Source organism: Microbispora sp. NPDC004025, from assembly GCF_053604425.1.
Window position 1 is genome coordinate 300,380 of record NZ_JBSGHN010000006.1, and the last position, 23,318, is coordinate 323,697.

Genomic DNA, 23,318 nt, shown 5'->3' on the forward strand with positions numbered 1-23,318 from the left:
GTCGCACCCCCAGCACACTGTGTCAGCGTGACACGCCGACACTACGGGAGATTCCGTGTTCGCGCGGCTACTGGCTGTGATTGGACGTCCTCTGGCTGATACTCCAACCGCTTCAAAAGCGCTTAGCTTGGCCCACTTCCGCGAGCAGCCGTTGGAGATGGGTGACATGACCACGCTGGAGGACATCGCACGAGACCACGCCGGCTGGATCATCTGGCGGTCGGACGTCGGCCGCTGGTGGGCGACCAGGCGCGGGCCGGTGAACCTCGACGCGATCCGCAGGGGATGCGCGATGACGCTCGACGCCGACGACCCCGAGGCCCTCGCCGCGGCGCTGACGGCCCAGGCCGAGCTGACCGCCGCGGTCACCGCCGACCCCGCGATCACCGGGTGACCGAGGGCCGCCGGCACGGTCAGCGGCCGTGCCGCGGACGGTCCCTGATGTAGTGGACGACGTGGACCGCGCAGGCGCCGTCGCCGGCGCCTGCGACGGATCCATCCGCCCCTGCCCTCCGCTGTTCAGGCGAGGAGATCGGGCCTGAGGACCTCCGCCTGGAGGATGCGCTCGATCTCCTTCTCGTCCGCGTTGTGGCCCGTCTGCCGCCGCAGCTCCTTCCGTACGGCGTCGAGGATCACGGGCGTGAGGAGGACGCGGTCGAGGAGGTCGATCTCCAGGGCCAGGTCGACGACGACCGGGAGACCGCCGGTGAGGTGGTAGACCTGCCACACCTGCCCGTTCGTCAGCACCATCCATTCGACGCCCTCGTTCACCGCGTACATCTGCACCTGTCGCAGGTGTTTGACGCCCAATTTCTGCGTGCACCGCTTCACCTTGATGAACGCGGCCAGCTGTTTGTCCACGCGTATGCCGTAGTCGGCGAATTCGCCTTTGACCTGGTATTCGGTTGTCAGATCTTCGTATTTGTCGTAGCCCAGCCCTTCGCAGAGGAAATCGGTGACGAGCAGGCGGGTGTCACCCTCGTTGGCGTCGCGGGCGATGAGATCGCTGAGGGGCTTGCCGTACCGGCGTATCGCCGTGCGGATGCGGTTGCGCGCCTCGGACTCCCATTTCGGCATGGTGCGGGGGTTGGCGGGTGCCTTCCGGGGTCCGCGAACGTCGCCCTCATGCGTGAGGGGGGCTTGAGTCGCCTCGGGCGCGACGAGGGCCTCGGACGTCTGATCGGTCATGAAGTGCACCTTTCCTCGCGATGCTCGGGACGTTTGCTGGTCATCGGTGTGACGATGTTGGACGCGTTTCCGCGTCCGAATGGTTACCGCCGTGAATATCTGTTCGGCAACAAAAATGAGAATGCGAGCATTCTTCTTTGAAGACGATTTATGGGGTATGTACCTTCGTTTCGACCTCCGGCCGCGAGGTCCGGGTGTTGTGCCTCGCGGGGCGCGTCGCCGGTGTGCTTCGGCGTAGGGGTTCCCTGTCGGATTGCGTCTCGCTATAGTGCGGATTGCAATATGACGATGGGGGTGTGATGGGGCGGGCGGACAGGGATCTGGTCGGGCTCACGGTGCTCGCTCTGCTGTCCGTACGGCCCGCCCACCCCTACGAGCTGCACCGGTTCGTCATCGACACGCACAAGGACTACATCGGCGGCCTGCCCCGCAGCCTCTACCACGCGGTCGACCGGCTGGCCCGTGACGAGCTCATCGCTCCGGTCGAGACCAGCAGGGAGGGCCGCCGGCCGGAACGCACCGTCTACCGGGTGACCGAGGAGGGGCGGGCCGAGCTGAGCACCCGGCTGCGCCGTCTGCTGGAACAGCCGGACGGCGACACCAAGGTCTTCCTGGCCGCGGTGTCGCTGATGGGATGCCTTCCCGTCCCCGAGGCGGAGCGGGCGCTGAGCACCCGCGCCGCCACGCTGGAGGGCGCCATCGTCGCCGCCGACGCGCACATCGAGACGCTGGACGGCTCGGGCCTGCCGCGCGTGCTGGTCCTCGAAGTGGAGTACGACCGGGCGATGAAGGCCGCCGAGTTGGCGTGGGTCCGCGCGACCCTCGCCGAGATCCGGTCGGGCCGGATCACCTGGAGCACCGAGACGAACGCCGGACAGCTCGACCGGCAGTGACGCGCCGGCCGGATGCGCCAACATCCGGCCGGCGCCCGACCCGACCACCCGCGAAGCGGCCGATCAGGGCTCGCACTCCGAAGGATAGGCGGCTTCGCGGTCATCCGAGAGGAGTCGCAACCATGTCAGAGACCGCGCTGGAGACCGTGTCCGGCGACATCCACCGCCTGCTGGACGCGCTGACCGCGGCCTGGAACGACGGGGACGCCGCCGCCTTCGCGGGGTTGTTCACCGAGGACGCCGACTATGTGACGTACTTCGGTGCCCGCATGGAGGGCCGCCGGGCCATCGAGGACAGCCACCGGGCCCTGTTCGAGGGCCCGCTGAAGGGGTCCCGGCTGGGCGCGCCGGCCGCCGCGCCCCCGCTGCGGAAGATCCGCCTGCTGAGCCCGGACGCGGCGCTGGTCGTGACCACCGGAGGATCGTCCCTGCCGGACGGCGGGTCCGATCCGGGCCGTGACTCGATCATGACGTTCACCGTGGTCAGAGCGGGCGACGGCTGGCGCCTCGCGTCGTTCCAGAACACGCGGACCGGTGCGCCGTGACGTCCGCCGAGGCCCCGCTGTGCGAGGTGCGCGGCGTCGTCGAGGCGCCGGTCGACCGGGTGGCCGGCCTCATCCTGCGAGTACGGCCGGGGCAGGTGGGGCGGCACAACTGTTTCCTCCTGGCGGAGCACGGCGGAACGCTCACCGGTGGACCGGACCGGTTCGTGCTCGCCGCGCCCGGGCACGCGATGACGGTCGAGGTGGGCCCGGACCGGCTGGACGTGCAGGGCGGCTGGTGGTACCGCGGTGAATACCGCCTCGCGCCCGATCCGGCCGGCACGCTGCTGGTCCACCAGGTCCGCAACGTGGCCGAGCGCCTGCGCTGGGGAGTGCCCCTGGCCAACGGGTTCTTCCGGCGGTTCGGAGCACGGACGCGCGACGGCTTCGCGGTCCTGCTCGACCGTGTGGGCGCCGAACTGGACTGCCCGGTCCGCCTGCTGGGCAGGCGCTGAAAGGCACGGATCGGCCCGGATCGGCCCGGCTCGGGCCGGTCCGGGACGGCAGCCCTTCTCCGCGCCCTCGTTCGCGCCGCGGACGAAGTAGCGCTGGCCCACCACGAAGACGTCTCAGCCCGCCTGCCGGCGGGTGTGGAGATAGAGATCGCGGAGCAGGCACACCTCGGCCAGGTGATGGATCAGCTCGCGGTTGATGTGGAGCACCAGCACCGCCAGAGGATGGTCGGCGTACGGCCCTTCCGCCTGCCCGCACGGGCGGGCGAGGCCGGCTTCGCCGAGGGACTCGACCCCGGCCAGCCATGTGGCGTACTCCGCGTCGAGCTGGGCCAGCGCTTCGGCCGCGGAGGCGGCGTACGCGAACGACTGGTAGTCGACCGGCGGGCGGCCGAAGTGCGCGGCGTTGCGCATCGCGAGCACGCCGACGATCACGTGCCCGAGCCGCCAGGCGATCGTCGTGAGCGGCGGCGGGTCGGGTGCCGGCATCGCGAAATCGATGGTCATCGCGCCGGACCCGGCCTGCACGGGTGCGGCGCCGGCGCCGCGCGGGCGCACGCTCCAGCAGCCGGGCGCGGGCTCCCAGAAGTACTCGTCGTCCGTGAGCCCGTCGAGGCGGCCGCGCAGCTGGTTGGTCCAGTGCCAGGTGACCTGCTCGCGCAGCAGGGGGTTCCACGTCTGGTCGCTCATGGCTCCAGGCTCCCCCACATAGCGGACAGTTCCGTTCCGTGATCCGTACGATGGCCGCATGAGCGCCGAGTCGACGACCGAGCGGGTGCTGCGGCTGCTGGCGCTGTTGCAGCGCAGGCCGTCCTGGACCGCCGCCGAGCTCGCCGCGGAGCTGGGGGTCACCGACCGATCGGTGCGCCGCGACGTGGAGCGGTTGCGCGCGCTCGGCTACCCCGTGCACGCGACGGCGGGCGTCGGCGGCGGCTACCGGCTCGGCGCCGGCACCCGGCTGCCGCCGCTGCTCCTGGACGACGAGGAGGCGATCGCGACGGCGGTGTCCCTGCGGCTCGCGTCGGGAAGTACGGTCGCCGGGGCGGGTGGGGCGGCGCTGCGGGCCCTCACGAAGCTCGACCAGGTGATGCCGCCCCGGCTGCGCGCCGAGATCCGGGCGGTGTACGGGGCGACCGAGACTCTGGCCGGTCCCGCCGCCGAGATCGACCCGGAACTGCTGATGACGCTGGCGCGGGCCTGTCGCGACGCCGTGAGGGTGCGGTTCCGGTACGCCGGTCGCGACGGAGGGGAGCGCGAACGCACGGTCGAGCCGGTGCGCATGGTCGTCGCGGGCCGCCGCTGGTACCTGATGGCCCGGGACGTGGACCGCGACGACTGGCGCACCTTCCGGCTTGACCGGATGCGCGAGGCGGTGGCGACGACCTGGCGCTTCCGGCCGGGCGAGCATCCGGACCCGATCGCCTACGTGCAGCGGTCCGTGACCGAGGCGCCGTACCGGTGTCTCGCCCGGGTGCGGCTGCACGCCCCGCCCGATCGGGTGCGCGAGCTGGTGCCGCCCCAGGTGGGGCGTGTCGAAGACGACCGCGACGGAGCGTGCGTGCTCGTCGTCGGCGGGGACGACCCGCAGTGGCTCGCCATACGGGTGGCCCTGCTGGGGTTCGAGGCGGAGGTGCTTGATCCCCCGGAGCTGCGGGAGGCCGCCGCTCTGCTCGCCCGCCGCCTCGCGGCGATGGCCCGGACCGGTTGAAGGCGCGCAGTGTGCTTCATCCCGGACGCCGCTCCGGGCACATGGCATGATCGAATATCTGTTCTAATACAATCGATGTCATGACGGCTTTTCAGGCCTCGTTGCTGGACTGGGGCAGGGACGTTCAGATCGGGCCGCTCGGTTCGTCGGTGCGGCGCACGCGGCTCGACCGGGGCGCCTGGATCGACGTCCGGCCGCACTGGGTCGAGGGGGCGGACGTGCTCTTCGAACGCCTCCTCGACGCGGTGCCCTGGCACGCCGAGCGCAGGCACATGTACGACCGGGTCGTGGACGTGCCGCGGCTGCTGAAGTTCTACGACGAGGGCGAGGAACTGCCCGATCCCATCCTCGCCGAGGCGAGGGACCTGCTCGACGCCCACTACGAGGAGGAGCTGGGCGAGCGGTTCCGTACGGCGGGCATGTGCCTCTACCGGGACGGCCGCGACAGCGTCGCCTGGCACGGCGACACGATCGGACGCGGCAGCACGCAGGACACCATGGTCGCGATCGTGTCGGTCGGCACACCACGCCCGCTGTTGCTGCGCCCGCGCGGCGGGGGAGGCCCGACGCTGCGGCACGAGCTGGGCCACGGCGACCTCATCGTCATGGGCGGGAGCTGCCAGCGCACCTGGGAGCACGCGATCCCGAAGTCCACCAAGGTGATCGGCGCCCGCATCAGCGTCCAGTTCCGCCCGAGAGGCGTACGGTGACGGCACGCGCCGGGGCGCCCCCGCTCTGACCCCGCCGGCCCGCATCCCCCGGCTTGAACGCCCTCCCCCGCCTGCCCGGCCGTTGACACGTGCGGTTTCCTGGTACTGCTGGAGCAAGGCCCGGGCAAAGGACGGGCCACGGTCGCACGAGGAAAGGTCGCGGATGATCCCGAACCCCTACGCCCCCGCCCCCACCCGGTACGACGACATGCGGTACCGGCGCAGCGGAAGGAGCGGGGTGCTGCTTCCCGAGATCTCCCTCGGCCTGTGGCACAACTTCGGCGACGGCCACCCTCTCGACGTGCAGCGTGCCGTCCTGCGCCGGGCCTTCGACCTCGGCGTCACCCACTTCGACCTGGCCAACAACTACGGCCCGCCGTACGGCTCGGCGGAGGAGAACTTCGGCCACCACCTGCGCGCGGACTTCCGGCCCTTCCGCGACGAGCTGTTCATCTCGACCAAGGCGGGCTACGACATGTGGCCCGGCCCGTACGGCGAGTGGGGATCGCGCAAGTACCTGCTTGCCAGCCTCGACCGGTCGCTGAGCCGGATGGGACTCGACTACGTCGACGTCTTCTACTCCCACCGGCCCGACCCGGACACCCCGATCGAGGAGACGATGGGCGCCCTCGACACGGCGGTGCGCTCCGGCAAGGCGCTCTACGTGGGCATCTCGAACTACTCGGCCGAGCAGACCGAGCGGGCCGCCGCCGTGCTGCGCGAGCTGGGCACCCCGCTCCTGATCCACCAGCCGCGTTACTCGATGCTCGACCGATGGGTGGAGGACGGGCTGCTCGACACGCTGGAGCAGGCCGGAGCGGGCTGCATCGCCTACTCGCCGCTGGCGCAGGGCCTGCTCACCGGCCGCTACCTCGACGGCGAGGTGCCGGCCGACTCGCGGATGGCGATCGGCCACTTCCTCACGCGCGACCGGCTCACGCCCGACCTGCTGGAGACCCTGCGCGGCCTCAACAAGATCGCACTCGAGCGCGGCCAGACGCTCGCCCAGCTCGCCCTGGCGTGGATCCTGCGCGACCGGCGGATCACGTCCGTGCTGGTCGGGGCGAGTTCGGTCGGGCAGCTCGAGCAGAACATCGCGGCCCTCGACGCGCCGGCGCTCACGCCGGAGGAACTGGCCGAGATCGAGAACCTGCTGTAGTCCTCACGGCGGCGGGCGGCCGGTCACGATGGGCCGCCCGCCGCCGGAGGCGAGGTCCGCGTCAGGAGAACGCGTCGACGCCGGTCAGCTCGGCGGACAGGTCCCAGAGCCGGGCCGCCTCCCCGGGATCGACCGCCCACGGCGCGACCCGCCCGCCGGCCGTGTCGCCGGTGGCGACCTCGGCGACGTCGCAGTCCTCGCAGTAGACCCCGCCGTGACCCTCGAGCAGAGGGGAGGTCGCCGCCCAGACGGTCGTGGCCGCGCCCTGCTCCGGTGTCTTGAAGTCCTCCGCCGGCGTGCCGCCGGGAGAGATCCAGCCCAGGGCGACCTGCTCCGCACGGGGGATGTGCCGCTGGAGCGGGGTGAGGATGCTGCCGGGGTGCAGGGAGAAGGCCCGGATGCCGGCGGCGGCCCCGAGCGCGTCGAGATGCACGGCGAACAGGATGTTCGCCGTCTTCGACTGCCCGTAGGCCAGCCACTTGTCGTACCCGTCCCGGAAATGGATGTCGTTCCACCGGATGCCGGACCCGAAATGGGCACCCGAGGACACCGACACCACCCGTGCCCCGCCGTCGGCCAGAGCCGGGCGCAGGTGGTTGACGAGGGCGAAGTGACCGAGGTGGTTGACCGCGAACTGGGCCTCCCACCCCGGCCCGACGCGGGTCTCCGGGCAGGCCATGATCCCGGCGTTGGCGACGACGAGGTCGATGGTCCTGCCGGTCTCCACGAGCGTTTCCGCGAACACGCGAACACTGCGCAGGTCCGCCAGGTCGAGTTCGTGCGTCTCCGTACGCGGGATGTCGCGCAGCGCCTCCTTCGCCGCCGCCGGCCTGCGGGCGGGGACGATCACCTGGGCCCCCGCCGAGCTCAGCGCCCGCGTCGTCTCCAGGCCGAGCCCGGAGTATCCCCCGGTGACCAGGGCCGTCCGCCCGGACAGGTCGATTCCCGCGAGCACCTCGCGCGCGGTGGTGCGGGGGCCGAAACCACTGCCGATCCTGTGCTGTGCCGTCATGAGGAGGACCGTAGGAGCTGGAGCGTGCTCCAGGTCAAGCCGCACGCTCGCCGGACGGCCAGGTGTCAAGTGGCGAAGGGCGGCGGCTCAGTCGACCTCGGCGCTGCCGTTCACGCGGAGCTTGCGGCGGGCCCGCTCGTAGAAGGTGGTCGTCCCCAGCCGCACGACGCGGGCGGCGGCGCGCAGCGCGGTCACGGTGAGCCGGTCGCCGGGGCACAGGTGGCCGCCGATCGTGCCGTCGACCTCCATGGCGAGCTGTCCGCTGGTGGAGAGCACGTCGAGCGTCACCTCCTCGTCCGCCGACAGGACCAGCGCCCGGTTGAACGCCGAGTGGGCGGCGGCGGGGACGACGAGGAAGCCCTCGACGGTCGGGGAGACGATCGGACCGCCGGCCGAGAAGTTGTACGCGGTGGACCCGGTGGAGGTGGAGACGATCACGGCGTCGGCGGCGTACCGGACGAACGGCTCGCCGTAGACGGATACGGAGACCGCCGCGAGCCCGTCGCCGGGGATGCGCACGAGGGCGATGTCGTTGAACGCCGTCACCATCCGGCCGTCGTGGCTCGTCGCACTGACCGCCATCCGCGGCTCGACCGTGTATCTGTGCTCGTCGATCGCCGACAGCGCGGGGGCGAGCTCGTCCACGTCGATCTCGGCGAGGAAGCCGAGCCGTCCCAGGTTCACCCCGAGGACGGGGGTCGGCCGCCCGGCGATCAGGCGCATCGTGCGCAGCATCGTGCCGTCGCCGCCGAGGCTGACGAGGAGGTCGGACCGCTTGACGAGGGCCGGGGCGTCCACCGGGACCGCGCTGCAGTCGATGCGTCCGACCTCGTCGGGCAGTCCGAGCACCGTGACGTCCCGTTTGCGCGCCCACTCGACGATCGTGTCGATCGCCTCCTTGGAGTCGCGCTGCGGGTGCAGGACGAGACCCACGGTGCTGACCATGCCCATGCCCCAACTGTACGGTCAGCCTGGCGTGGCCGGTTTCAGGCCGCGATGGGCAGGTAGACCCGGAACCACGTCTCGCCGGGGCGCGACTCCACCCGGATGTCCCCGTGGTGCTTGTTGACGACGATCCGATAGGAGATGTCCAGGCCCAGGCCGGTGCCCTCACCGACGGGCTTGGTGGTGAAGAACGGCTCGAAGATGCGGGGCCGGACCTCGGGCGGGATGCCGGTGCCGGTGTCGCCGACCTCGACGATCAGGTGCCCGTCCTTGCGCCGGGTGCGCAGGGTCAGCGTGCCCGCGCCGTCCATCGCGCCCAGCGCGTTGTCGATGAGGTTCGTCCACACCTGGTTCAGCTCCGCCGCGAACGCGGGGATGAGCGGCAGCGACCGGTCGTACTCCTTGAGCGTGCGCACACCCTCGGGGATCTTGCCGTGCAGCATGGTCAGCGTGGCGTCGAGCAGATCGTGCACGTCGACGGTCTGGTGCGGAGCGCGGTCGAGCTGGGAGTACTGCTTGGCGGCGGCGACCAGACCGGAGATCCGGTTGACCGTGTCGTCGATCTCGGACATCAGCAGCTCGGTGTCCACGGTGTAGGTGAGCCACCGGACCGCCGGCTCCAGGTTGTCCTCGCCCACCGCCCCGGCGATCTGGTCGAGCCAGACCGCGTCGACGCCTCCGGCCACCAATGTGGCCGCCAGGTCCCAGCCGCCGACGATGTCGTGGTCGTCCAGCCAGTCGGCGACCGCGTCCTCGGCGTCGGAGCGCGCCAGCGGGGACAGCTCGGGGGCGGACGCGGCCCGCTTGACCGCGTCCTCCTGCAGCTCCACGAGGTCGTGCAGCTGGCTGCCGTCCAGCCGCCCGTCGGCGATCATGGCGAGCTTCTGCCGCATGCCCGCCACCCGCCCGCGCAGCGCGGACGTCGCCCGTACGGCGGCGGCCGCCGGGTTGTTCAGCTCGTGGGTCAGACCGGCCGACAGCGAGCCGAGCGCGAGCAGCCGCTCCCGTTCGCCGACGATCGTCTGCGTGGCGCGCATGCCGAGGAACAACCCCTCCAGCAGGTGCATCGCCATCGGGAACCACTCGCGCACGCACGCCCTGATGACCTCGGCCGGCAGCACGAAGAACTCGGCGTCGGTGACCGCGGTCAGCGTGTTCATGTAGAGCTGGGAGAACTCGCCGGTGATGTACGCCTGCGTGGCGCCGCCGTACACGCCGCGCTGGCCGGTGCGGCTCACCTCGACCTCGTCGCCCTGCACTCGCCTGCTCATCGCGACCGTGCCGCTCAGCAGCACGAAGAAGCAGGTCGCCGGCTCGCCCTCCTGGTAGACGCGGGTCCCGGCGAGCCGCCGCTCCACCCGGCCCGCCTCCGACAGCCGGGCGAGCTGCGCCTCGTCCAGCGCCTCGAACAGGAAAAGCGTGCGCAGTTCGCCGGGCGGCAGGGTCGGCTCGCTCGGATGCTCGGTCATGTGTCCTCCAGATAGCGGTGCACGAGTGAGACCGCCATGGCGCCCTCTCCCACCGCCGAGGCGACCCGCTTGACCGAACCGGCCCGCACGTCGCCGGCCGCGAAGACGCCGGGCATGCTCGACTCCAGGTGATAGGGGTCCCTGGAGGGCGTCCACCCGGGCGGGCGGCGGCCGTCCGCGAGCAGGTCGGAGCCGGTCAGCACGTAACCGCCTCCGTCGCGGGCGACCACGTCGCCGAGCCAGTCGGTGCGCGGTTCCGCGCCGATGAAGACGAACAGCCACGACGCGGGCACGGACGTCGTCCGGCCGCTCCGCCCGTCGCACAGGATCAGGCGCTCCAGGTGGTCGCGGCCCTCGCCGCCGACCACCTGGATGCGCGGGTGGACCTCGATCGCCGGAATGGCCTCGATCTGGTCGATCAGGTAGCGCGACATCGACCGGGTGAGGTCGTCGCCTCGGATGAGGATGTGCACCTTGCGGGCGAACCGGGAGAAGTACACCGCCGCTTGCCCGGCCGAGTTCGCCCCGCCCACGATGTAGACCTCTTCGCCGGCGCAGCTCGGGGCCTCGGTGGCGGCCGCGCCGTAGAAGACGCCCCGGCCGGTCAGGTCGGCAAGGCCGGGCGCGTCCAGGAGCCGGTAGGACACCCCGGTCGCCAGCACGACCGTGTGCGCCGTCACGGCGGTGCCGTCGCCGAAGCGCAGCAGGGTGGCCGAGCCGCTGCGTTCGAGGCCGACGACCTCGCGGGTGGTGAGCAACTCGGCGTCGAACTTCAGCGCCTGCCTGCGGGCGCGGTCGGTGAGCTGGGCGCCGGAGACCCCGTCGGGGAAGCCGAGGTAGTTCTCGATGCGGCTGCTCTGCCCGGCCTGCCCGCCGGTGGCCCGCTGCTCCACGAGCAGGGTCCGCAGCCCCTCGGACGCGCCGTACACCGCGGCGCCGAGGCCCGCGGGGCCCGCGCCGATCACGGCGAGGTCGTAGAGCTCCGAGGCCGGGGTGGTGGCCATGCCGACGTGCGCGGCGAGATCGGCCTCCGTGGGCCGCGCCAGGGCCTTGCCGCCCGTGGTGATCACCACGGGCACGTCCGTCTCGCTCATCCCGGCGGCGGTCAGCAGTCGTGCGCCCTCGGCCTCGTCGGCCCGCAGCCAGCGGTACGGCACGAGGTTGCGGGCCAGGAAGTCGCGCACCGCGAACGACTGCGCCGACCAGCGATGGCCCACGATCTTGGTCTCCGGCATCGTCACGGCGGGGGTGGCGAGCCACGACTCCAGCAGCGCGTCCAGCACCGGATAGAGCTTCTCCTCCGGCGGGTTCCACGGCTTGAGCAGGTAGTGGTCGAGGTCGACGATGTTGATCGCGTTGATGGCCGCGTCCGTGTCCGCGTAGGCGGTCAGCAGCACTCTGCGCGCCAGCGGGAAGACGTCCATGGCGGCTTCGAGGAACTCGATGCCGTTCATCTGGGGCATCCGGTAGTCGGCCAGGATGACGGCGACCTGCTCGCCGCGCAGCTTGATCTCGCGCAGCGCGTCGAGCGCGCTGGGGCCGGACTCGGCCCGGATCACGCGGTAGCGGTCGCCGTATCGGCGGCGGACGTCACGAGCCACTGCCCGGGAGACGGAAGGGTCGTCGTCGACGGTGAGGATCGCGGCATTCTGCACATCTCACAAGGTACTGGCGTATCTCCGGCGAATGACACTCCTAGGACATAGGTCCCATAGTGCGGTGACATTCGCCGGTCGCCCCGCAGCCGGTCATGACCAAGGCTGGGGGAGTCGAAGGAGGGCGCCATGCCGATGACCGTCCGGGACGTGATGAACAGGTTCGTGGTGGCGGTCGAGGCGACGGCCTCGTTCAGCGACGTGGTCACCGCCATGTGCCGGTTCCACGTCGGCGCCGTACCGGTCGTGGACGGGGACCGGCGCGTGATCGGCATGGTGAGCGACGACGACCTGCTGCTCAAGGATCTGGACCGGCGGCCCGGCGACCTGTTCATCGAGGGGCCGTCCCGCCGCAGGGAGCGCAGGAAGGCGAGGGGGCGCACCGTCTCCGAGATCATGACCAGCCCCGTGATCACGGTCACCGAGGACACCCCGCTGCGTCGGGCCGCCTGGCTGATGCACTGCAACAGGATCAAGGAGCTTCCGGTGGTGGACCGGCAGAGCGGCCGCATCACCGGGCTGGTGAAACAGTCGGACCTGATCAGGGCGTTCTGCCGGCCGGGGGAGGACATCCGTGACGACGTCCTGGAGGTCGTGGTGCGCTACTCGAGGCAGTGCGCCGTACGGGTCGAGGACGGGATCGTCCACCTCGACGGCGGCGTGGAGCGGCGGTCCCAGCTCCGCGCCCTGATCGACGAGGTCTGGCGGGTGGACGGCGTGGTGGACGTCGAGTCCTCCATGACGTACGAGACGGACGACGTGAGCCGGGCCGTCTCCGCGGGTGGGCCGTGGAGGACAGGCCCGGCGGAAGGCGGTGAGAAGTGATGAGCGTCGAGACCATGACGGCGTCCGAGGTGATGACCCGGACGCTCGTCACGGTGGAGCCGGAGGAGTCGCCGCTCATGGCGTGGGAGCTGATGTGGCGGGCCGGGGTCCACCATCTGCCGGTGGTGGACGCCTGCGGCCGGCTCGTCGGCGTCCTCGCACGGGAGGACATCGCCGGCAACTGGTCGGGCGGGCCCGCCGAACAGTCCCGCAAGCAGGTGCACACGCTCGTGCGGGGCGTGCGCTGTCCTCGGGCGGCCCCGGACGCCCCGCTGTCCGAGATCGCCGCGCTGATGGCCGATGCCGGCTGCGGCGCGGTCCCCGTGCTCGGGCCGGACGACATCCTGCGGGGCCTGGTCACCACCACAGACGTGCTGATGGCGCTGGCCGGGAGGACGCCCCGTCCGGCCGCCGGCCTCGCGGACGTGAAGGGCGGCCTGTTCCATCTGGAGCCGGTGCCGGCCGTCACCTGTCCATGAGCAGGACGGCCGCTCCCTCGACCCGGTCGGCGGCCAGGTCGGCCAGGGCCCTGTCGGCCGTGTCGAAGGAGTAGGGCGTCGTGGTGACCAGTGGGTGATGACCGGCCGCCAGCCGCAGGAACTCCCGTCCGTCGGCACGGGTGTTGGCCGTGACGCTGCGCAGCGTCCGCTCCTGGAACAGATGACGCTGGTAGTTCAGTGCCGGGATGTCGGTGAGGTGGATCCCCGCCACCGCGAGCGTGCCGCCCCGATCGAGCGCGGCCAGCGCGACCGGCACGAGGTCGCCCACCGGGGCGAACAGGATCGCCGCGTCCAGGGGCTCGGGCGGCGGGTCGGCGCTGCCCGCCGCGGAGGCCGCGCCCAGCCGGAGCGCGAGCTCCCCGGCCGCCGCCGACCTCGTCATCACGTGCACGGTCGCGCCCTCGGCGATCGCGATCTGGGCGGTCAGGTGGGCCGAGGCGCCGAACCCGTAGATCCCCAGCCGCCCGCTCGGCGGCAGGTCGGCGCGGACCAGCGCGCGGTATCCGATGATCCCCGCGCACAGCAACGGCGCGAGCGTCTCCGCCGGAGTGTCCTCCGGCAGCGGGTAGACGTACGCCGCGGGGGCGGTCAGCAGCTCCGCGTAGCCGCCGTCGGCGTCCCATCCGGTGTAGGCGGACGCCGGGCACAGGTTCTCCGCGCCGCGCAGGCAGTAGCGGCACCGGCCGCAGGTCGAGCGCAGCCAGGCCACCCCCACCCGGGTGCCGACCGGCGGCCCCGGCGTGTCCGGGCCGAGCCCCGCCACCCGTCCCACGACCTCGTGCCCCGGAACCGTACGGGGCCGTCTCGGGGGCAGGTCGCCCTCGGCGAGATGCAGGTCGGTGCGGCAGACCGCGCACGCCTCGACCCGGACCAGCAGTTCCCCGGGCCCGGGCGCGGGGTCCGGCAGCACGGCCCGCTCCAGCGGCCGCGTCGCCATGGGCCCCGGCCGGGCCACGACCCAGGCGTCCACGACGCGGCTATCCGTGCTGGATGCGCCGGCCGCTGATCTCGACGGGCGCGATCCGGATGTACAGCTCGCGCTCGCCGCCCGCCCAGGTCTCGACCTTCGTGTTCACGTCACCGGTCACATGGTGGGCCCCGCCGCGGACGAGGACGCTCCAGCCCTCCCGGGTGCTCTCGTCGATGCGGTCGACCTCGAAGGCCACCATGAAGTCGGCCCCCTCGACCCCGGTGCGCAGATCGGCGTCCATGGGGCCGCCGAGAGCGGTGCGGAACAGCACGGCGCCCTGCTCGACGGTGTAGTTGACCGGCAGGATCACCGGCCCGCTGGGGTTGTTGAACGCGATCCTGCCCACGCCGCCCGGGGAGATCAGCCGCAGGCACTCCTCACGGTCGAGCTTGTCCAGGCGCGGCATGCCGGCGGGCGCGGTGTCTTCAGTCATACGGACCTCCACAATGATCCTCAACGGGCGTCGGCGACCAGTCTGTCGTCGCTGTTTCTCCGGCGGCACGGCGGTCCGTCACTTCCGGAGGGGCCGAAAGGCCCATGTGCGCCTTGGCCGCCGCTTTCCCCGATCCATCCTTAACCGCATGCCCCGGATGGGCACTACGGTCACATGGAAGTGCTGAGCAGCCGCATACTTCTGCGACCGGCCGACCGGGCCGAGAGCCGCCGTTTCTACCGGGAGGTCCTGGGCCTGGCCGTCAGCCGGGAGTTCGGGGCGTCCGAGGACCCCGGGATGGTGTTCTTCCTGGGGCAGGGGCTCCTCGAGGTCTCTCCCCGCGGCGCGGGCGACGGGGGGCCGGGCACCGCGATCTGGATGCAGGTGCGCGACGTCCAGAAGGAGTACGACCGGCTGGTGGGGGCCGGGGTGCCGGTGTCCCGGCCTCCTCGGCTCGAACCGTGGGGGCTGGTGGAGATGTGGATCGAGGACCCCGACGGCCTGCCGATCGTGCTGGTCGAGATCCCCGAGGGCCACCCGCTGCGGCGCGACCAGCGTTCCTTCACGCCGCGTCCCGCCTGAGCCCGCCCTCCTCCGGGTGAGCTGCGAAGCTGACGAATTGAAGAATTCTTCATATCGCGAATATGCTGTTCTCGTCTGACGGACGAGAGGACGACATGCACGAGTTCACGGCGGAGCTGCGCGCCCGGCTCGGGGAAGCGCGCGAGGACCTGCGGCGGGCGCGGGAGGCCGGCGACGAGCACGGAGTCCAGATCGCCTCCGGCCGGCTGGACAACCTGCGGCGGCTGGCCGCCGACCACGGGATCAGCCTGGAGGCGGCGGGGGAGACGGAGTGACCCCGATGCCCGTTCCCCTCTATCAGGCCAAGGCCGACTTCTTCCGCACCTTAGGACACCCGGTGCGCATCCGCGTGCTCGAACTCCTGCGGGACGGCCCCCGCCCGGTCCGCGAACTGCTCGGCGAGATCGAGGTGGAGCCGTCGAACCTGTCCCAGCAGCTCGCCGTGCTGCGCCGTACCGGCCTGGTGAGCGCGGTCAGGGAGGGGGGCACGGTGGTCTACTCGCTGGCCACCCCCGACGTGGTGGACCTGCTCGCGGCGGCCCGGCGGATCCTCACCGACATGATCACCGGCCAGGGCGAGCTGCTGGCCGAGCTCCAGGCGGAGGCGGCGAAGTGACCGGCGCGGCCAGACTGCTGTACGGGCGGGTCGCGGGGCTGCTGCCCTCGCCCGCCGACTGGCGGCCGGCCCGCCGCAGCCCCGGCCGCGACCTGATCGCCGGTCTCACGGTCGCGGTGGTGGCCCTGCCGCTCGCGCTGGCCTTCGGGGTCGGCTCCGGCCTGGGCGCGCAGGCCGGCCTGGCGACCGCCGTCGTCGCGGGCGCGGTGGCCGCGGTCTTCGGCGGCAGCAACCTCCAGGTCTCGGGCCCGACGGGGGCGATGACCGTCGTCCTCGTGCCGATCGTGCACACGCACGGCCCTGGTGGCGTGCTCGCGGTCGGCCTGCTCGCCGGGATCGTGCTCGTCGTGCTCGCGCTGGCCCGGGTCGGCAGGTACGCCCGCTACATGCCCACCCCCGTCATCGAGGGCTTCACCGCGGGCATCGCCGTCGTGATCGCGTTGCAGCAGGTGCCCGCGGCGCTCGGCGTGCGGGGCGAGGGGGAGCGGGTGTGGCAGGCGGCCGGCGACGCCGTCGCGAACTTCGCGCGCGACCCGCGTCCGGTGCCGATCGTGCTGGCGCTCGTGGTCGCGGGGGTCATGCTGCTGGGGGCGCGGTGGCGGCCGGCGGTGCCGTTCTCCTTCCTCACGGTCGTGGCGGCCACGGTCGTGGCCGAGGTCGCCGGGCTGGACGTCGCCCGCATCGGGTCCCTTCCGGCCGGACTGCCCGCGCCGTCGATGAGCTTCCTCGACGCGGGCGCGATCACGTCGCTGCTCCCGGCGGCCCTCGCGGTGGCGGCCCTCGGAGCGCTGGAAAGCCTGCTGTGCGCCTCCGTCGCCGACGGCATGAGCGTGGGGGAGCGCCACGACCCCGACCGTGAGCTGTTCGGGCAGGGCCTTGCGAACGTCGTCTCCCCGCTCTTCGGCGGCATCCCCGCCACCGCCGCGATCGCCCGTACGGCCGTCAACGTCCGCTCGGGCGCGCGCTCACGCCTGGCCGCCCTCACGCACGCCGTCGTGCTTGCCGTCATCGTGTTCAGCGCGGGCGGCCTGGTGGGGCGCATCCCGCTCGCCGCGCTGGCCGGGGTGCTGCTGGCCACGACGGTCCGCATGGTCGAGGTCGGATCGCTGCGCGCGATCGCCCGCGCCACCCGTGGCGACGCCGCGGTCATGGTCCTCACCTTCGCCGTGACCGTCCTCTTCGACCTCGTCATCGCCGTCGCGGTCGGCGTCGGCGTCGCGATCGTGCTCGCCCTGCGGGCCGTCGCGCGCAGCGCCCAGATCGAGCAGGTCCCGCTGGAGACCGGCGACCACGGCGACGAGGAACGGCGCCTGCTGGCCGAGCACATCGTGGCCTACCGGTTCGACGGGCCGCTGTTCTTCGGCGCGGCCCACCGCTTCCTGCTGGAGCTGTCGGAGGTCGCCGACGTGCGGGTGGTCATCCTGCGCATGTCGCGCGTGTCCACGATCGACGCCACCGGCGCGGGGGTCCTCGGCGACGTGATCACCCGGCTCGAGGGCAGGGGGATCACCGTGCTGCTGTCGGGCATCCGGCCGGGCCACGACGAGGTCCTCAACGGGCTCGGGGTGGCCGATCACCTCCGCCGCGACGGCCTCGTCTTCCCGGACACGCCGGCCGCGATCGCCCACGCCAGGACACTGCCCGGACTCCTGTCCGCGCCGCCGCCGGCCCCGGTCGCCACGGCACGCCACCCCGACGTTCCCGTGCCGACGGTGTGATCGGCGCGCGACTCCCCGTAGGCTTCCGTTTGTAAGAGTGATAGCCTTAATTTCCTACCAGCTTTGTGGGAGACTGGGGTGATGAGCGCCTGGCCCCGTGAGAGCCCTATCACCGCCGCCGTCACGGCCGCGCGCTGGGTGCGGTCGGCGGGGGTCGACGACGACCTGGGACGGCGATGGCGGGCCAACCCCGATCCCCGGGGGCGGTCGTCCGGCGCCGGTGACGCCTCCTCCCTCTATGCCGGCGCGGCCGGCGTCGTGCTGTTCTTCCTCGAACTCGCCGCCGCCACCGGCCACGAGGCGTACCTGCGGGACGCGCTCGCGGGAGCTCGCCGGCTCGCCGCCACCTGGCCGGAGCAGCGTGACCCGACCTTCTACCACGGGCTCGCGGGCGTGGTCTTCGTGCTGGCGGAGACGGGGTGGGCCACCGGCGACGAGGAGGTCTTCGGGGCGGCCCGAGCCGCCGCCGACCGCCTCGTCCGCGACGCCCGTCCGCTGGGCGACGGCATCGGCTGGACCGGGGACCCGGCGCAGCGCGGTGACGGGGGGATCGTGCTCGCCCTGCTGCACGCGGCGGGCATCCTCGGCGTCCCGGCGTACGAGGAGGTGGCGATCGAGGCGGGGGAGCGCATCGCGAGCCTCGCCGTCCCCGGGCACCGCTTCGGCGGGGACGCCGTCCCCGACCTGCCCGTGGACTCCGTCACCCCCGGGTTCCTGTCCGGGACGGCGGGCACGGCCTTCCTGCTCGCCCGCCTGTACGGCGTGACCCGCGACGAGCGGTTCCTCGCGGCGGCCCGCCGGGGCGCCGACTTCGTCCGGACGGTCAGCGTGGTCACCGACAAATGCGCGCTCGTGCCGCATCACCTCCCGCAGGGCCGCAGGCTCAACTACCTCGGCTTCTGCTCGGGGTCCGCGGGGGTGGCCCGGATGTTCTACGAACTGCACCGGGTCACCGGCGACCCGGGCGATCTCGATTGGGTGGAGCGGCTCGCGCACGGCATCGTGCAGAGCGGGGTGCCCGGGTCCCGGCCGCCGGGTCACTGGGACGTGGCCTGCCTGTGCTGCGGCACCGCCGGGCTGATCGACTGCTTCGTGGGCCTGTACGCGGCCACGGGTGCTGGGCCGTACCTCGACTTCGCGCGCACGCTCGCGATCGACCTGATCGGGCGGGCGACCGCGGGCGACGACGCCGGCTTCCGCTGGTACCAGGCGTACCGGCGGCTGCGGCCCGGAGAGGTCACGGCGGACACCGGATACATGGTGGGAGCCGCGGGCATCGGGACGGCTCTGCTGCATCTGGAGGCCGCGGAGCAGGCCGCGCCGCGCCGGTTGATCCTCCTGCCGGACAACCCGTTCCCGGCCATCCCGATCCCCGCCGCCGTCCTGCGCGGCGAACAGGCGTAGCGGCTGAAATTTTCAGCCGTGCCCGGCACGTACGCCCAGTTCGGCGGGGGCGACGGGTCCGTCGCTTTGCCTTGGGCGGTCTCGTTGGCGACGCTTCGGTCCGGCGCGTGTCCGCCGGCCTGGGCGCCGGCCGGACCCGAACGCCCGGGACCGCTCCACCGGGGCGTCCCCGATCAGCGACAGCGACGGCGCCCGGAGTCCTTCGGGGCCGCGCCGCGAGGCCGTCCGCCGTCGTCCTGATCCCGGTACGTGGCGTGCCCTCCTTCCCTCCAGCCCCCCGGAAGGGGGGCGCGTCCACATCCGACTTTGCCACTTCCTGAGATATTCGTCCAGAAAGTAAAACTTTTGTCCGCGATGTCGAGATTTGGGGTGTTCTTGGCCTAGTGTCCGGTTATCCGACCGTGACCAGTCAGGAGATCCCCCATTTCCAGCTACGCGGACCCCCACAACGACGCCCTCCGGGAGCAGACGAGCCCGGCGAAGGGCGAGACGCACCACGCGACCGCCGTGTCCCCGAACCGGCAGGACGCCCCCGCCCGCCCCGCCCCGGCGGGCCCCCAGCACCCCCACGCCGACATCGCGACCGTCGTGAGCCACGTCCTCGGGCCGGAACCGGCCGAGGCGCCCGCCGAAGCCGCGTCCGCGCCGCAGGCGCCCGCCATCCCGGCGGTCGGCTGCCCGACGGCCGGAGGCGAGATCGTCCTTTACTCCGGCAAGACGACCGCGTCGTACTTCTGGGACGACGGGTCGGGCATCAACGGCGACACCGGCGCCCCCGCGTCGGGGAAGCCGATGCAGAAGGGCCTGGCCGCCAGCCCGAGCTGGCCGATGGGCACCAAGGGCTATGTGATCTACAAGGGGAAGAAGGCCGAGTTCTTCGTCGGCGACCGCGGTCCCGGCGTGCCCTCCAGCAGCGGGGTCATGCTCGACCTCGACGGCAAGACGTTCGCCGAGCTCACCGGCGGCACCTGGGACACCGACTCGCTCACCGTCGAGGACGCGGGCGGCCTCGGCCACATTCCGGTGCAGTACGTGATCACCCAGTGGGGCAAGGGCCTCGGGAAGACGGGCGCGCCCAAGCCGTTCTCGACGGGCGCGTACGGCGTCAGGGACCACGCGGAGCCCCCGCCGCCGTGTCCCACCGCGGCTCCCGCTCCCTCTGCGGCTCCGGCCGCGCCCCAGGACGCCGCTCCCGCGTCCACCCCCGGCGTGAAGGAGAACCAGGCCCCTGCGGCCCCCGCTGCCTCCGTGGCTCCCTCCGTGGCTCCCTCCCTGGCTCCCTCAGCGACCCAGTCGACGGCCCAGTCCACGACCCAGTCCACGGCCCAGTCCACGGCTCCGTCGGCGGCCCCCGCGCCGCCCGCCGAGCCCGCCGCGCGGATCCAGGCGGCCGGGGTGGGGATGTTTCCCCTCTCGGCCACGACGGCGGGGAAGGGCGGCGGGTCTCCCGCACCCTCGGCCGCCGCGAAGACCACAGCGATGACCACAGCGATGACCACGGCGAAGACCACGGCGAAGACCGTGAAGACGGCGAGGACCGGCGAGGCGACGGCCTCCCCGGCGTTCACTCCGGCGTCGGCCGCGAGCGGGCAGCTCGAAGAGGCGGCCGTTCCCGCGTTCTCGGTCGCGATCGTCGTGTGCGCGCTCGTCGCCGTCGGCGCCAAGGCCGTGCTGAGCCGCCCCGCGCACGCGCATGCCGGCCGCCACCGCAAGCGGTAGGGACGCGGCGCGGGCCGCTACCGTTTGCGCTTGAGCGTCCCGGCCACGCGCTTGAGCACGCGGTCCCACTCCGAGCCGAACGGGTTGTCCTGCACCAGGTAGGTCCAGGTGGCCGTGGGCCGCTTGAGGCCCTGCTCCGCGAGGTCCCGGGTGACGTCGGCCTTCTCGAAGGTCTCCTTGGAACGCCGCTCGACCTCGTCGAGCATGGCCCGATAGGCCGGGACGGCCTCGCGGTTGAACTCGTCGAGCGGGTTCAGCCGGCCGAGGGCCCGCAGGTGGATGCCCTCGCGCAGGTCGGCGAGGAAGCCGAGGTGCTCGGTCCAGCAGCGGTCGAGGTGATACAGCACGATCTGCCGGGCGGCCCGCTCGACGGTCTCCCGGCCCGCCTCCTCGCACAGCTCGCGGTAGCGCTCCGGGCAGGCCTGCTCCAGGGCCCGCGCCCCGGTGTCGCCGTGCAGGACGCGGTCGCGCCGGTCCAGCACCTCCGCCCGCTGGCGCTCCTGCTGCCGTGAGTAGCGCCAGGTGTTGCGGTGGATCTCCAGGTTGACGCCCTCGGCCACGCGCTGCGCGTGCGCCACCAGTCCGGCGGCGTCGGCGCCGGACACGACGCCGTCGCGGCCGGCCGGGGGCAGCGACTGCTCCGGCGCGTACGCGGTGAGGAGCGTGTCCTCGCCGCTGACGAAGAAGACCGAGCCGCCGGGGTCGCCCTGCCGTCCCGCCCGGCCGCGGAGCTGGTCGTCCAGCCTGCTGCTCTCGTGCCTGCCGGTGCCGATGACGTAGAGCCCGCCGAGCCCGGCGACCTCCTGCTCCTCTCCGGGGTCGCCGGCCCCGAGCCGGATGTCGGTGCCGCGCCCGGCCATCTGGGTGGAGACCGTGATCGCGCCGCGCCGGCCGGCCTTCGCGATGATCTGCGCCTCCTCGGCGTCGTTCTTCGCGTTCAGCACCGTCGCGCTCAGCCCCCTGGCCTCCAGGGCCCCGGCCAGGCGCTCGGACTCGGCGACGTCGAGCGTGCCGACGAGGATGGGCTGCCCGGTGGCGTGCCGGGTCTCGATCTCCTCGAGCAGCGCCCGTTCCTTGTCCTCCAGCGTGGCGAAGATCCGGTCGGGCTCGTCCGCGCGTACGCACGGCTTGTTGGGCGGGATGACCGCGACCTTGAGGTCGTAGAACTCCCGCAGCTGCTCGGCCACGGCGATCGCGGTGCCCGTCATGCCGCACACGCGCGGGTAGCGGCGGATGAGGCTCTGCACGGTGAGCGAGTCGAGGATCTCGCCCGTCTCCGACGCCGGCAGGTGCTCCTTGGCCTCCACGGCCGCCTGGAGCCCGTCCGGCCAGCGCTGCAGCACCGCGACCCGGCCGCGCGAGGTGTTGATCAGGTGGACCCGGCCGTCCCTGACGATGTAGTCGACGTCCCTGGTCAGCAGGGCGTGGGCGTGCAGGGCGAGGTTGACCTGGGTCACCACGCCGGGGTGCTCGTAGAGGTCGATCCCGAGGGCCTTCTCGACCGTGTCGGTGCCCTTCGGGGTGAGGAAGACGCTGCGCCCCTCCTCGTCGATCGTGTAGTGGTAGCCGCGCGACAGCCGCCGCACGAGTGCCGCCATCTCGGGCAGCGCCGTGCCCGGGTCGGCCGTGCCGGCCAGCACCAGCGGCACGCGGGCCTCGTCCACGAGCACGGAGTCGGCCTCGTCCACGAGTGCGATCTCCGGAGCGGGCACGACCAGCTCGGCCGGATCCGTGCGCAGGCGGTCGCGCAGCACGTCGAACCCCAGCTCGCTGACGGCGCCGTATGTGACGTCGCACGCGTACGCCGCCCGGCGCTCCTCGGGGGCCGAGGTCTCGGCGATCCACCCGGCCGTGAGGCCGAGCGTCTCGTACAACGGTCCCATCCACTCGGCGTCGCGGCGGGCCAGGTAGTCGTTCACCGAGACCGCGTGGACCCGCGCGCCGCGCAGCGCGTACCCGGCCGCGGCGAGGGCGCCGACGAGCGTCTTGCCCTCGCCGGTGGCCATCTGCACGACGTTGCCCTCCAGCATGGCGAGCACGCCCACGAGCTGCACGTCGTACGGCCGCTGGCCGAGCGCCCGGCGGGCCGCCTCCCGCATCACCGCGCAGAAGTCGGCGCTGCCGACCCAGGCGGGATCCGGCTCTGCGGGACGGAGGTCGGCCCGCTGGGCCACTTCGCTCTCGAGTTCGCCCGCCTCGGCGACGATCCGCTGGAAGGGGGCCAGGTCGACACTTCCCGGCTTGTCCAGGAACCGCCTGATCCATGCACCTACCCGCGCCACACCCGCTCCAACGTCTCGCCTGCCGGACTGGTTCCACATGCCCGGTTCATGGTCCCACTATCGGCGAAGATTCCGATGGTGTGGGTACCTGACACTCCCTGACAGGATTGGGCGGCAGGATGGCGGCCATGACAACGATCGCGAAGCTCATCGCCGTGACCATCGACTGCGCCGAGCCGAAGAGGCTCGCCGAGTTCTACTCCCAGATCACCGGGTTCCCGGTGCAGTACGCCGAGGAGGAGTACGCCGGGATCGGCGACGGCACGACGAGCATCTACTTCCAGCGTGTGCCGGAGCGGAAGGCCCCCTCCTGGCCCGGCGGGGACAAGCAGTTCCATCTCGACTTCCGGGTGCCCGACGTGGCCAAGGCGGTGGAGGAGTACGTCGCGCTCGGGGCGACCAAGCCGGAGTTCCAGCCGGGCGACTGGGTGGTGCTCGCCGACCCGGAAGGCCACCTTTTCTGTGTCTGCCCGGAGAGGTCCTGAAACAGGCCCAGTAGCCCTGAAGTGGGGGCAGCGGCCGCCGAATGCGCACAG

Annotated in this window: 26 protein-coding genes; 17 read left to right on the top strand and 9 right to left on the bottom strand. The window is 72.3% G+C overall.

What is annotated here, in order from left to right; genetic code table 11:
* The first annotated feature begins 166 nt into the window (after positions 1–166).
* On the top strand, positions 167–394 hold the full coding sequence (locus tag ACWEQG_RS18800; protein WP_363462988.1) for a hypothetical protein: 228 nt from the start codon (positions 167–169) through the stop codon (positions 392–394).
* Positions 395–519: 125 nt separating this feature from the next.
* Here the strand turns inward: ACWEQG_RS18800 and ACWEQG_RS18805 are convergent, their stop codons facing one another.
* The gene (locus ACWEQG_RS18805; RefSeq protein ID WP_452286186.1) at positions 520–1,077 is read right to left on the bottom strand and encodes a hypothetical protein; all 558 of its coding nucleotides are present in this window, start codon (positions 1,075–1,077) and stop codon (positions 520–522) included.
* 48 nt (positions 1,078–1,125) lie between these two features.
* Here ACWEQG_RS18805 and ACWEQG_RS18810 point away from each other — a divergent pair, with 48 nt between their 5' ends.
* From ACWEQG_RS18810 to ACWEQG_RS18825, 4 genes are all read left to right on the top strand, one after another.
* A complete protein-coding gene (locus ACWEQG_RS18810; RefSeq protein WP_452286188.1) occupies positions 1,126–1,329 on the top strand; it encodes a hypothetical protein in 204 nt (67 codons plus the stop codon).
* A 158-nt stretch (positions 1,330–1,487) separates the two neighbouring features.
* Positions 1,488–2,081, top strand: coding sequence for a PadR family transcriptional regulator (locus tag ACWEQG_RS18815; protein ID WP_452286190.1), 594 nt, complete (start codon positions 1,488–1,490; stop codon positions 2,079–2,081).
* A 122-nt stretch (positions 2,082–2,203) separates the two neighbouring features.
* Complete coding sequence (locus tag ACWEQG_RS18820; RefSeq protein WP_452286192.1) at positions 2,204–2,626, top strand: SgcJ/EcaC family oxidoreductase; 423 nt, start codon at positions 2,204–2,206, stop codon at positions 2,624–2,626.
* Positions 2,623–3,078 carry a hypothetical protein gene (locus ACWEQG_RS18825; RefSeq protein WP_452286194.1) on the top strand — a complete coding sequence of 152 codons (456 nt, stop codon included), beginning with the start codon at positions 2,623–2,625 and terminating at the stop codon, positions 3,076–3,078. Before ACWEQG_RS18820 ends, ACWEQG_RS18825 begins: the two co-directional genes overlap by 4 nt.
* A 114-nt stretch (positions 3,079–3,192) precedes the next feature.
* Here the strand turns inward: ACWEQG_RS18825 and ACWEQG_RS18830 are convergent, their stop codons facing one another.
* A complete protein-coding gene (locus tag ACWEQG_RS18830) occupies positions 3,193–3,765 on the bottom strand; it encodes a DinB family protein (RefSeq protein WP_452286196.1) in 573 nt (190 codons plus the stop codon).
* Between the two features lie 58 nt (positions 3,766–3,823).
* Between ACWEQG_RS18830 and ACWEQG_RS18835 the strand changes: the two genes are divergently transcribed.
* The 3 genes from ACWEQG_RS18835 (at position 3,824) to mgrA (ending at position 6,652) form a co-directional block, all read left to right on the top strand.
* Positions 3,824–4,783: a helix-turn-helix transcriptional regulator gene (locus ACWEQG_RS18835; protein ID WP_452286198.1), complete on the top strand. Its 960-nt coding sequence runs from the start codon at positions 3,824–3,826 to the stop codon at positions 4,781–4,783.
* A gap of 80 nt (positions 4,784–4,863) precedes the next feature.
* Positions 4,864–5,493 (top strand): alpha-ketoglutarate-dependent dioxygenase AlkB, encoded by a 630-nt coding sequence (locus ACWEQG_RS18840; protein WP_452286200.1) that lies wholly within the window; start codon positions 4,864–4,866, stop codon positions 5,491–5,493.
* 163 nt (positions 5,494–5,656) lie between these two features.
* Positions 5,657–6,652, top strand: a complete 996-nt coding sequence (gene mgrA / locus ACWEQG_RS18845; RefSeq protein ID WP_452286202.1) for an L-glyceraldehyde 3-phosphate reductase — start codon at positions 5,657–5,659, stop codon at positions 6,650–6,652.
* A 61-nt stretch (positions 6,653–6,713) separates the two neighbouring features.
* On the opposite strand, the gene ACWEQG_RS18850 is transcribed toward mgrA, so the two are convergent.
* The 4 genes from ACWEQG_RS18850 to ACWEQG_RS18865 form a co-directional block, all read right to left on the bottom strand.
* Positions 6,714–7,664 carry an SDR family NAD(P)-dependent oxidoreductase gene (locus ACWEQG_RS18850; RefSeq protein ID WP_452286204.1) on the bottom strand — a complete coding sequence of 317 codons (951 nt, stop codon included), beginning with the start codon at positions 7,662–7,664 and terminating at the stop codon, positions 6,714–6,716.
* A gap of 87 nt (positions 7,665–7,751) precedes the next feature.
* Positions 7,752–8,615: an NAD(+)/NADH kinase gene (locus ACWEQG_RS18855; RefSeq protein WP_452286206.1), complete on the bottom strand. Its 864-nt coding sequence runs from the start codon at positions 8,613–8,615 to the stop codon at positions 7,752–7,754.
* A 35-nt stretch (positions 8,616–8,650) separates the two neighbouring features.
* Positions 8,651–10,078 (bottom strand): ATP-binding protein, encoded by a 1,428-nt coding sequence (locus tag ACWEQG_RS18860; RefSeq protein WP_452286208.1) that lies wholly within the window; start codon positions 10,076–10,078, stop codon positions 8,651–8,653.
* Positions 10,075–11,733, bottom strand: coding sequence for an FAD-dependent oxidoreductase (locus ACWEQG_RS18865; protein ID WP_452286210.1), 1,659 nt, complete (start codon positions 11,731–11,733; stop codon positions 10,075–10,077). Before ACWEQG_RS18865 ends, ACWEQG_RS18860 begins: the two co-directional genes overlap by 4 nt.
* Positions 11,734–11,862: 129 nt before the next feature.
* On the opposite strand from ACWEQG_RS18865, the gene ACWEQG_RS18870 reads away from it, so the two are divergent.
* Complete coding sequence (locus tag ACWEQG_RS18870; protein ID WP_452286213.1) at positions 11,863–12,558, top strand: CBS domain-containing protein; 696 nt, start codon at positions 11,863–11,865, stop codon at positions 12,556–12,558.
* On the top strand, positions 12,558–13,037 hold the full coding sequence (locus ACWEQG_RS18875; protein WP_452286215.1) for a CBS domain-containing protein: 480 nt from the start codon (positions 12,558–12,560) through the stop codon (positions 13,035–13,037). Before ACWEQG_RS18870 ends, ACWEQG_RS18875 begins: the two co-directional genes overlap by 1 nt.
* Here ACWEQG_RS18875 and ACWEQG_RS18880 read toward each other — a convergent pair.
* Both ACWEQG_RS18880 and ACWEQG_RS18885 read right to left on the bottom strand, forming a co-directional pair.
* Entirely contained in the window at positions 13,024–14,028 is a 1,005-nt protein-coding gene (locus ACWEQG_RS18880; protein ID WP_452286217.1) for a zinc-binding alcohol dehydrogenase family protein, read from the bottom strand. The genes ACWEQG_RS18875 and ACWEQG_RS18880 overlap by 14 nt on opposite strands.
* 7 nt (positions 14,029–14,035) lie before the next feature.
* Complete coding sequence (locus tag ACWEQG_RS18885; RefSeq protein ID WP_363463004.1) at positions 14,036–14,461, bottom strand: pyridoxamine 5'-phosphate oxidase family protein; 426 nt, start codon at positions 14,459–14,461, stop codon at positions 14,036–14,038.
* Positions 14,462–14,635: 174 nt separating this feature from the next.
* Between ACWEQG_RS18885 and ACWEQG_RS18890 the strand changes: the two genes are divergently transcribed.
* From ACWEQG_RS18890 to ACWEQG_RS18915, 6 genes are all read left to right on the top strand, one after another.
* Positions 14,636–15,043 carry a VOC family protein gene (locus tag ACWEQG_RS18890; protein ID WP_452286219.1) on the top strand — a complete coding sequence of 136 codons (408 nt, stop codon included), beginning with the start codon at positions 14,636–14,638 and terminating at the stop codon, positions 15,041–15,043.
* A gap of 62 nt (positions 15,044–15,105) precedes the next feature.
* Positions 15,106–15,318 carry a hypothetical protein gene (locus tag ACWEQG_RS18895; protein ID WP_363463006.1) on the top strand — a complete coding sequence of 71 codons (213 nt, stop codon included), beginning with the start codon at positions 15,106–15,108 and terminating at the stop codon, positions 15,316–15,318.
* A 5-nt stretch (positions 15,319–15,323) separates the two neighbouring features.
* Positions 15,324–15,659: an ArsR/SmtB family transcription factor gene (locus ACWEQG_RS18900; RefSeq protein ID WP_346224726.1), complete on the top strand. Its 336-nt coding sequence runs from the start codon at positions 15,324–15,326 to the stop codon at positions 15,657–15,659.
* Positions 15,656–17,377, top strand: coding sequence for a SulP family inorganic anion transporter (locus tag ACWEQG_RS18905; RefSeq protein WP_452286221.1), 1,722 nt, complete (start codon positions 15,656–15,658; stop codon positions 17,375–17,377). The genes ACWEQG_RS18900 and ACWEQG_RS18905 overlap by 4 nt, the downstream gene beginning before the upstream one ends.
* Before the next feature lie 81 nt (positions 17,378–17,458).
* The gene (locus tag ACWEQG_RS18910) at positions 17,459–18,781 is read left to right on the top strand and encodes a lanthionine synthetase LanC family protein (protein ID WP_452286223.1); all 1,323 of its coding nucleotides are present in this window, start codon (positions 17,459–17,461) and stop codon (positions 18,779–18,781) included.
* A gap of 507 nt (positions 18,782–19,288) precedes the next feature.
* Positions 19,289–20,500, top strand: a complete 1,212-nt coding sequence (locus tag ACWEQG_RS18915; RefSeq protein WP_452286225.1) for a hypothetical protein — start codon at positions 19,289–19,291, stop codon at positions 20,498–20,500.
* A gap of 17 nt (positions 20,501–20,517) precedes the next feature.
* Here the strand turns inward: ACWEQG_RS18915 and secA2 are convergent, their stop codons facing one another.
* Complete coding sequence (gene secA2, locus ACWEQG_RS18920; RefSeq protein ID WP_452286227.1) at positions 20,518–22,782, bottom strand: accessory Sec system translocase SecA2; 2,265 nt, start codon at positions 22,780–22,782, stop codon at positions 20,518–20,520.
* Between the two features lie 128 nt (positions 22,783–22,910).
* Here secA2 and ACWEQG_RS18925 point away from each other — a divergent pair, with 128 nt between their 5' ends.
* A complete protein-coding gene (locus tag ACWEQG_RS18925) occupies positions 22,911–23,267 on the top strand; it encodes a VOC family protein (protein WP_169987786.1) in 357 nt (118 codons plus the stop codon).
* The last annotated feature ends 51 nt before the right edge of the window (positions 23,268–23,318 follow it).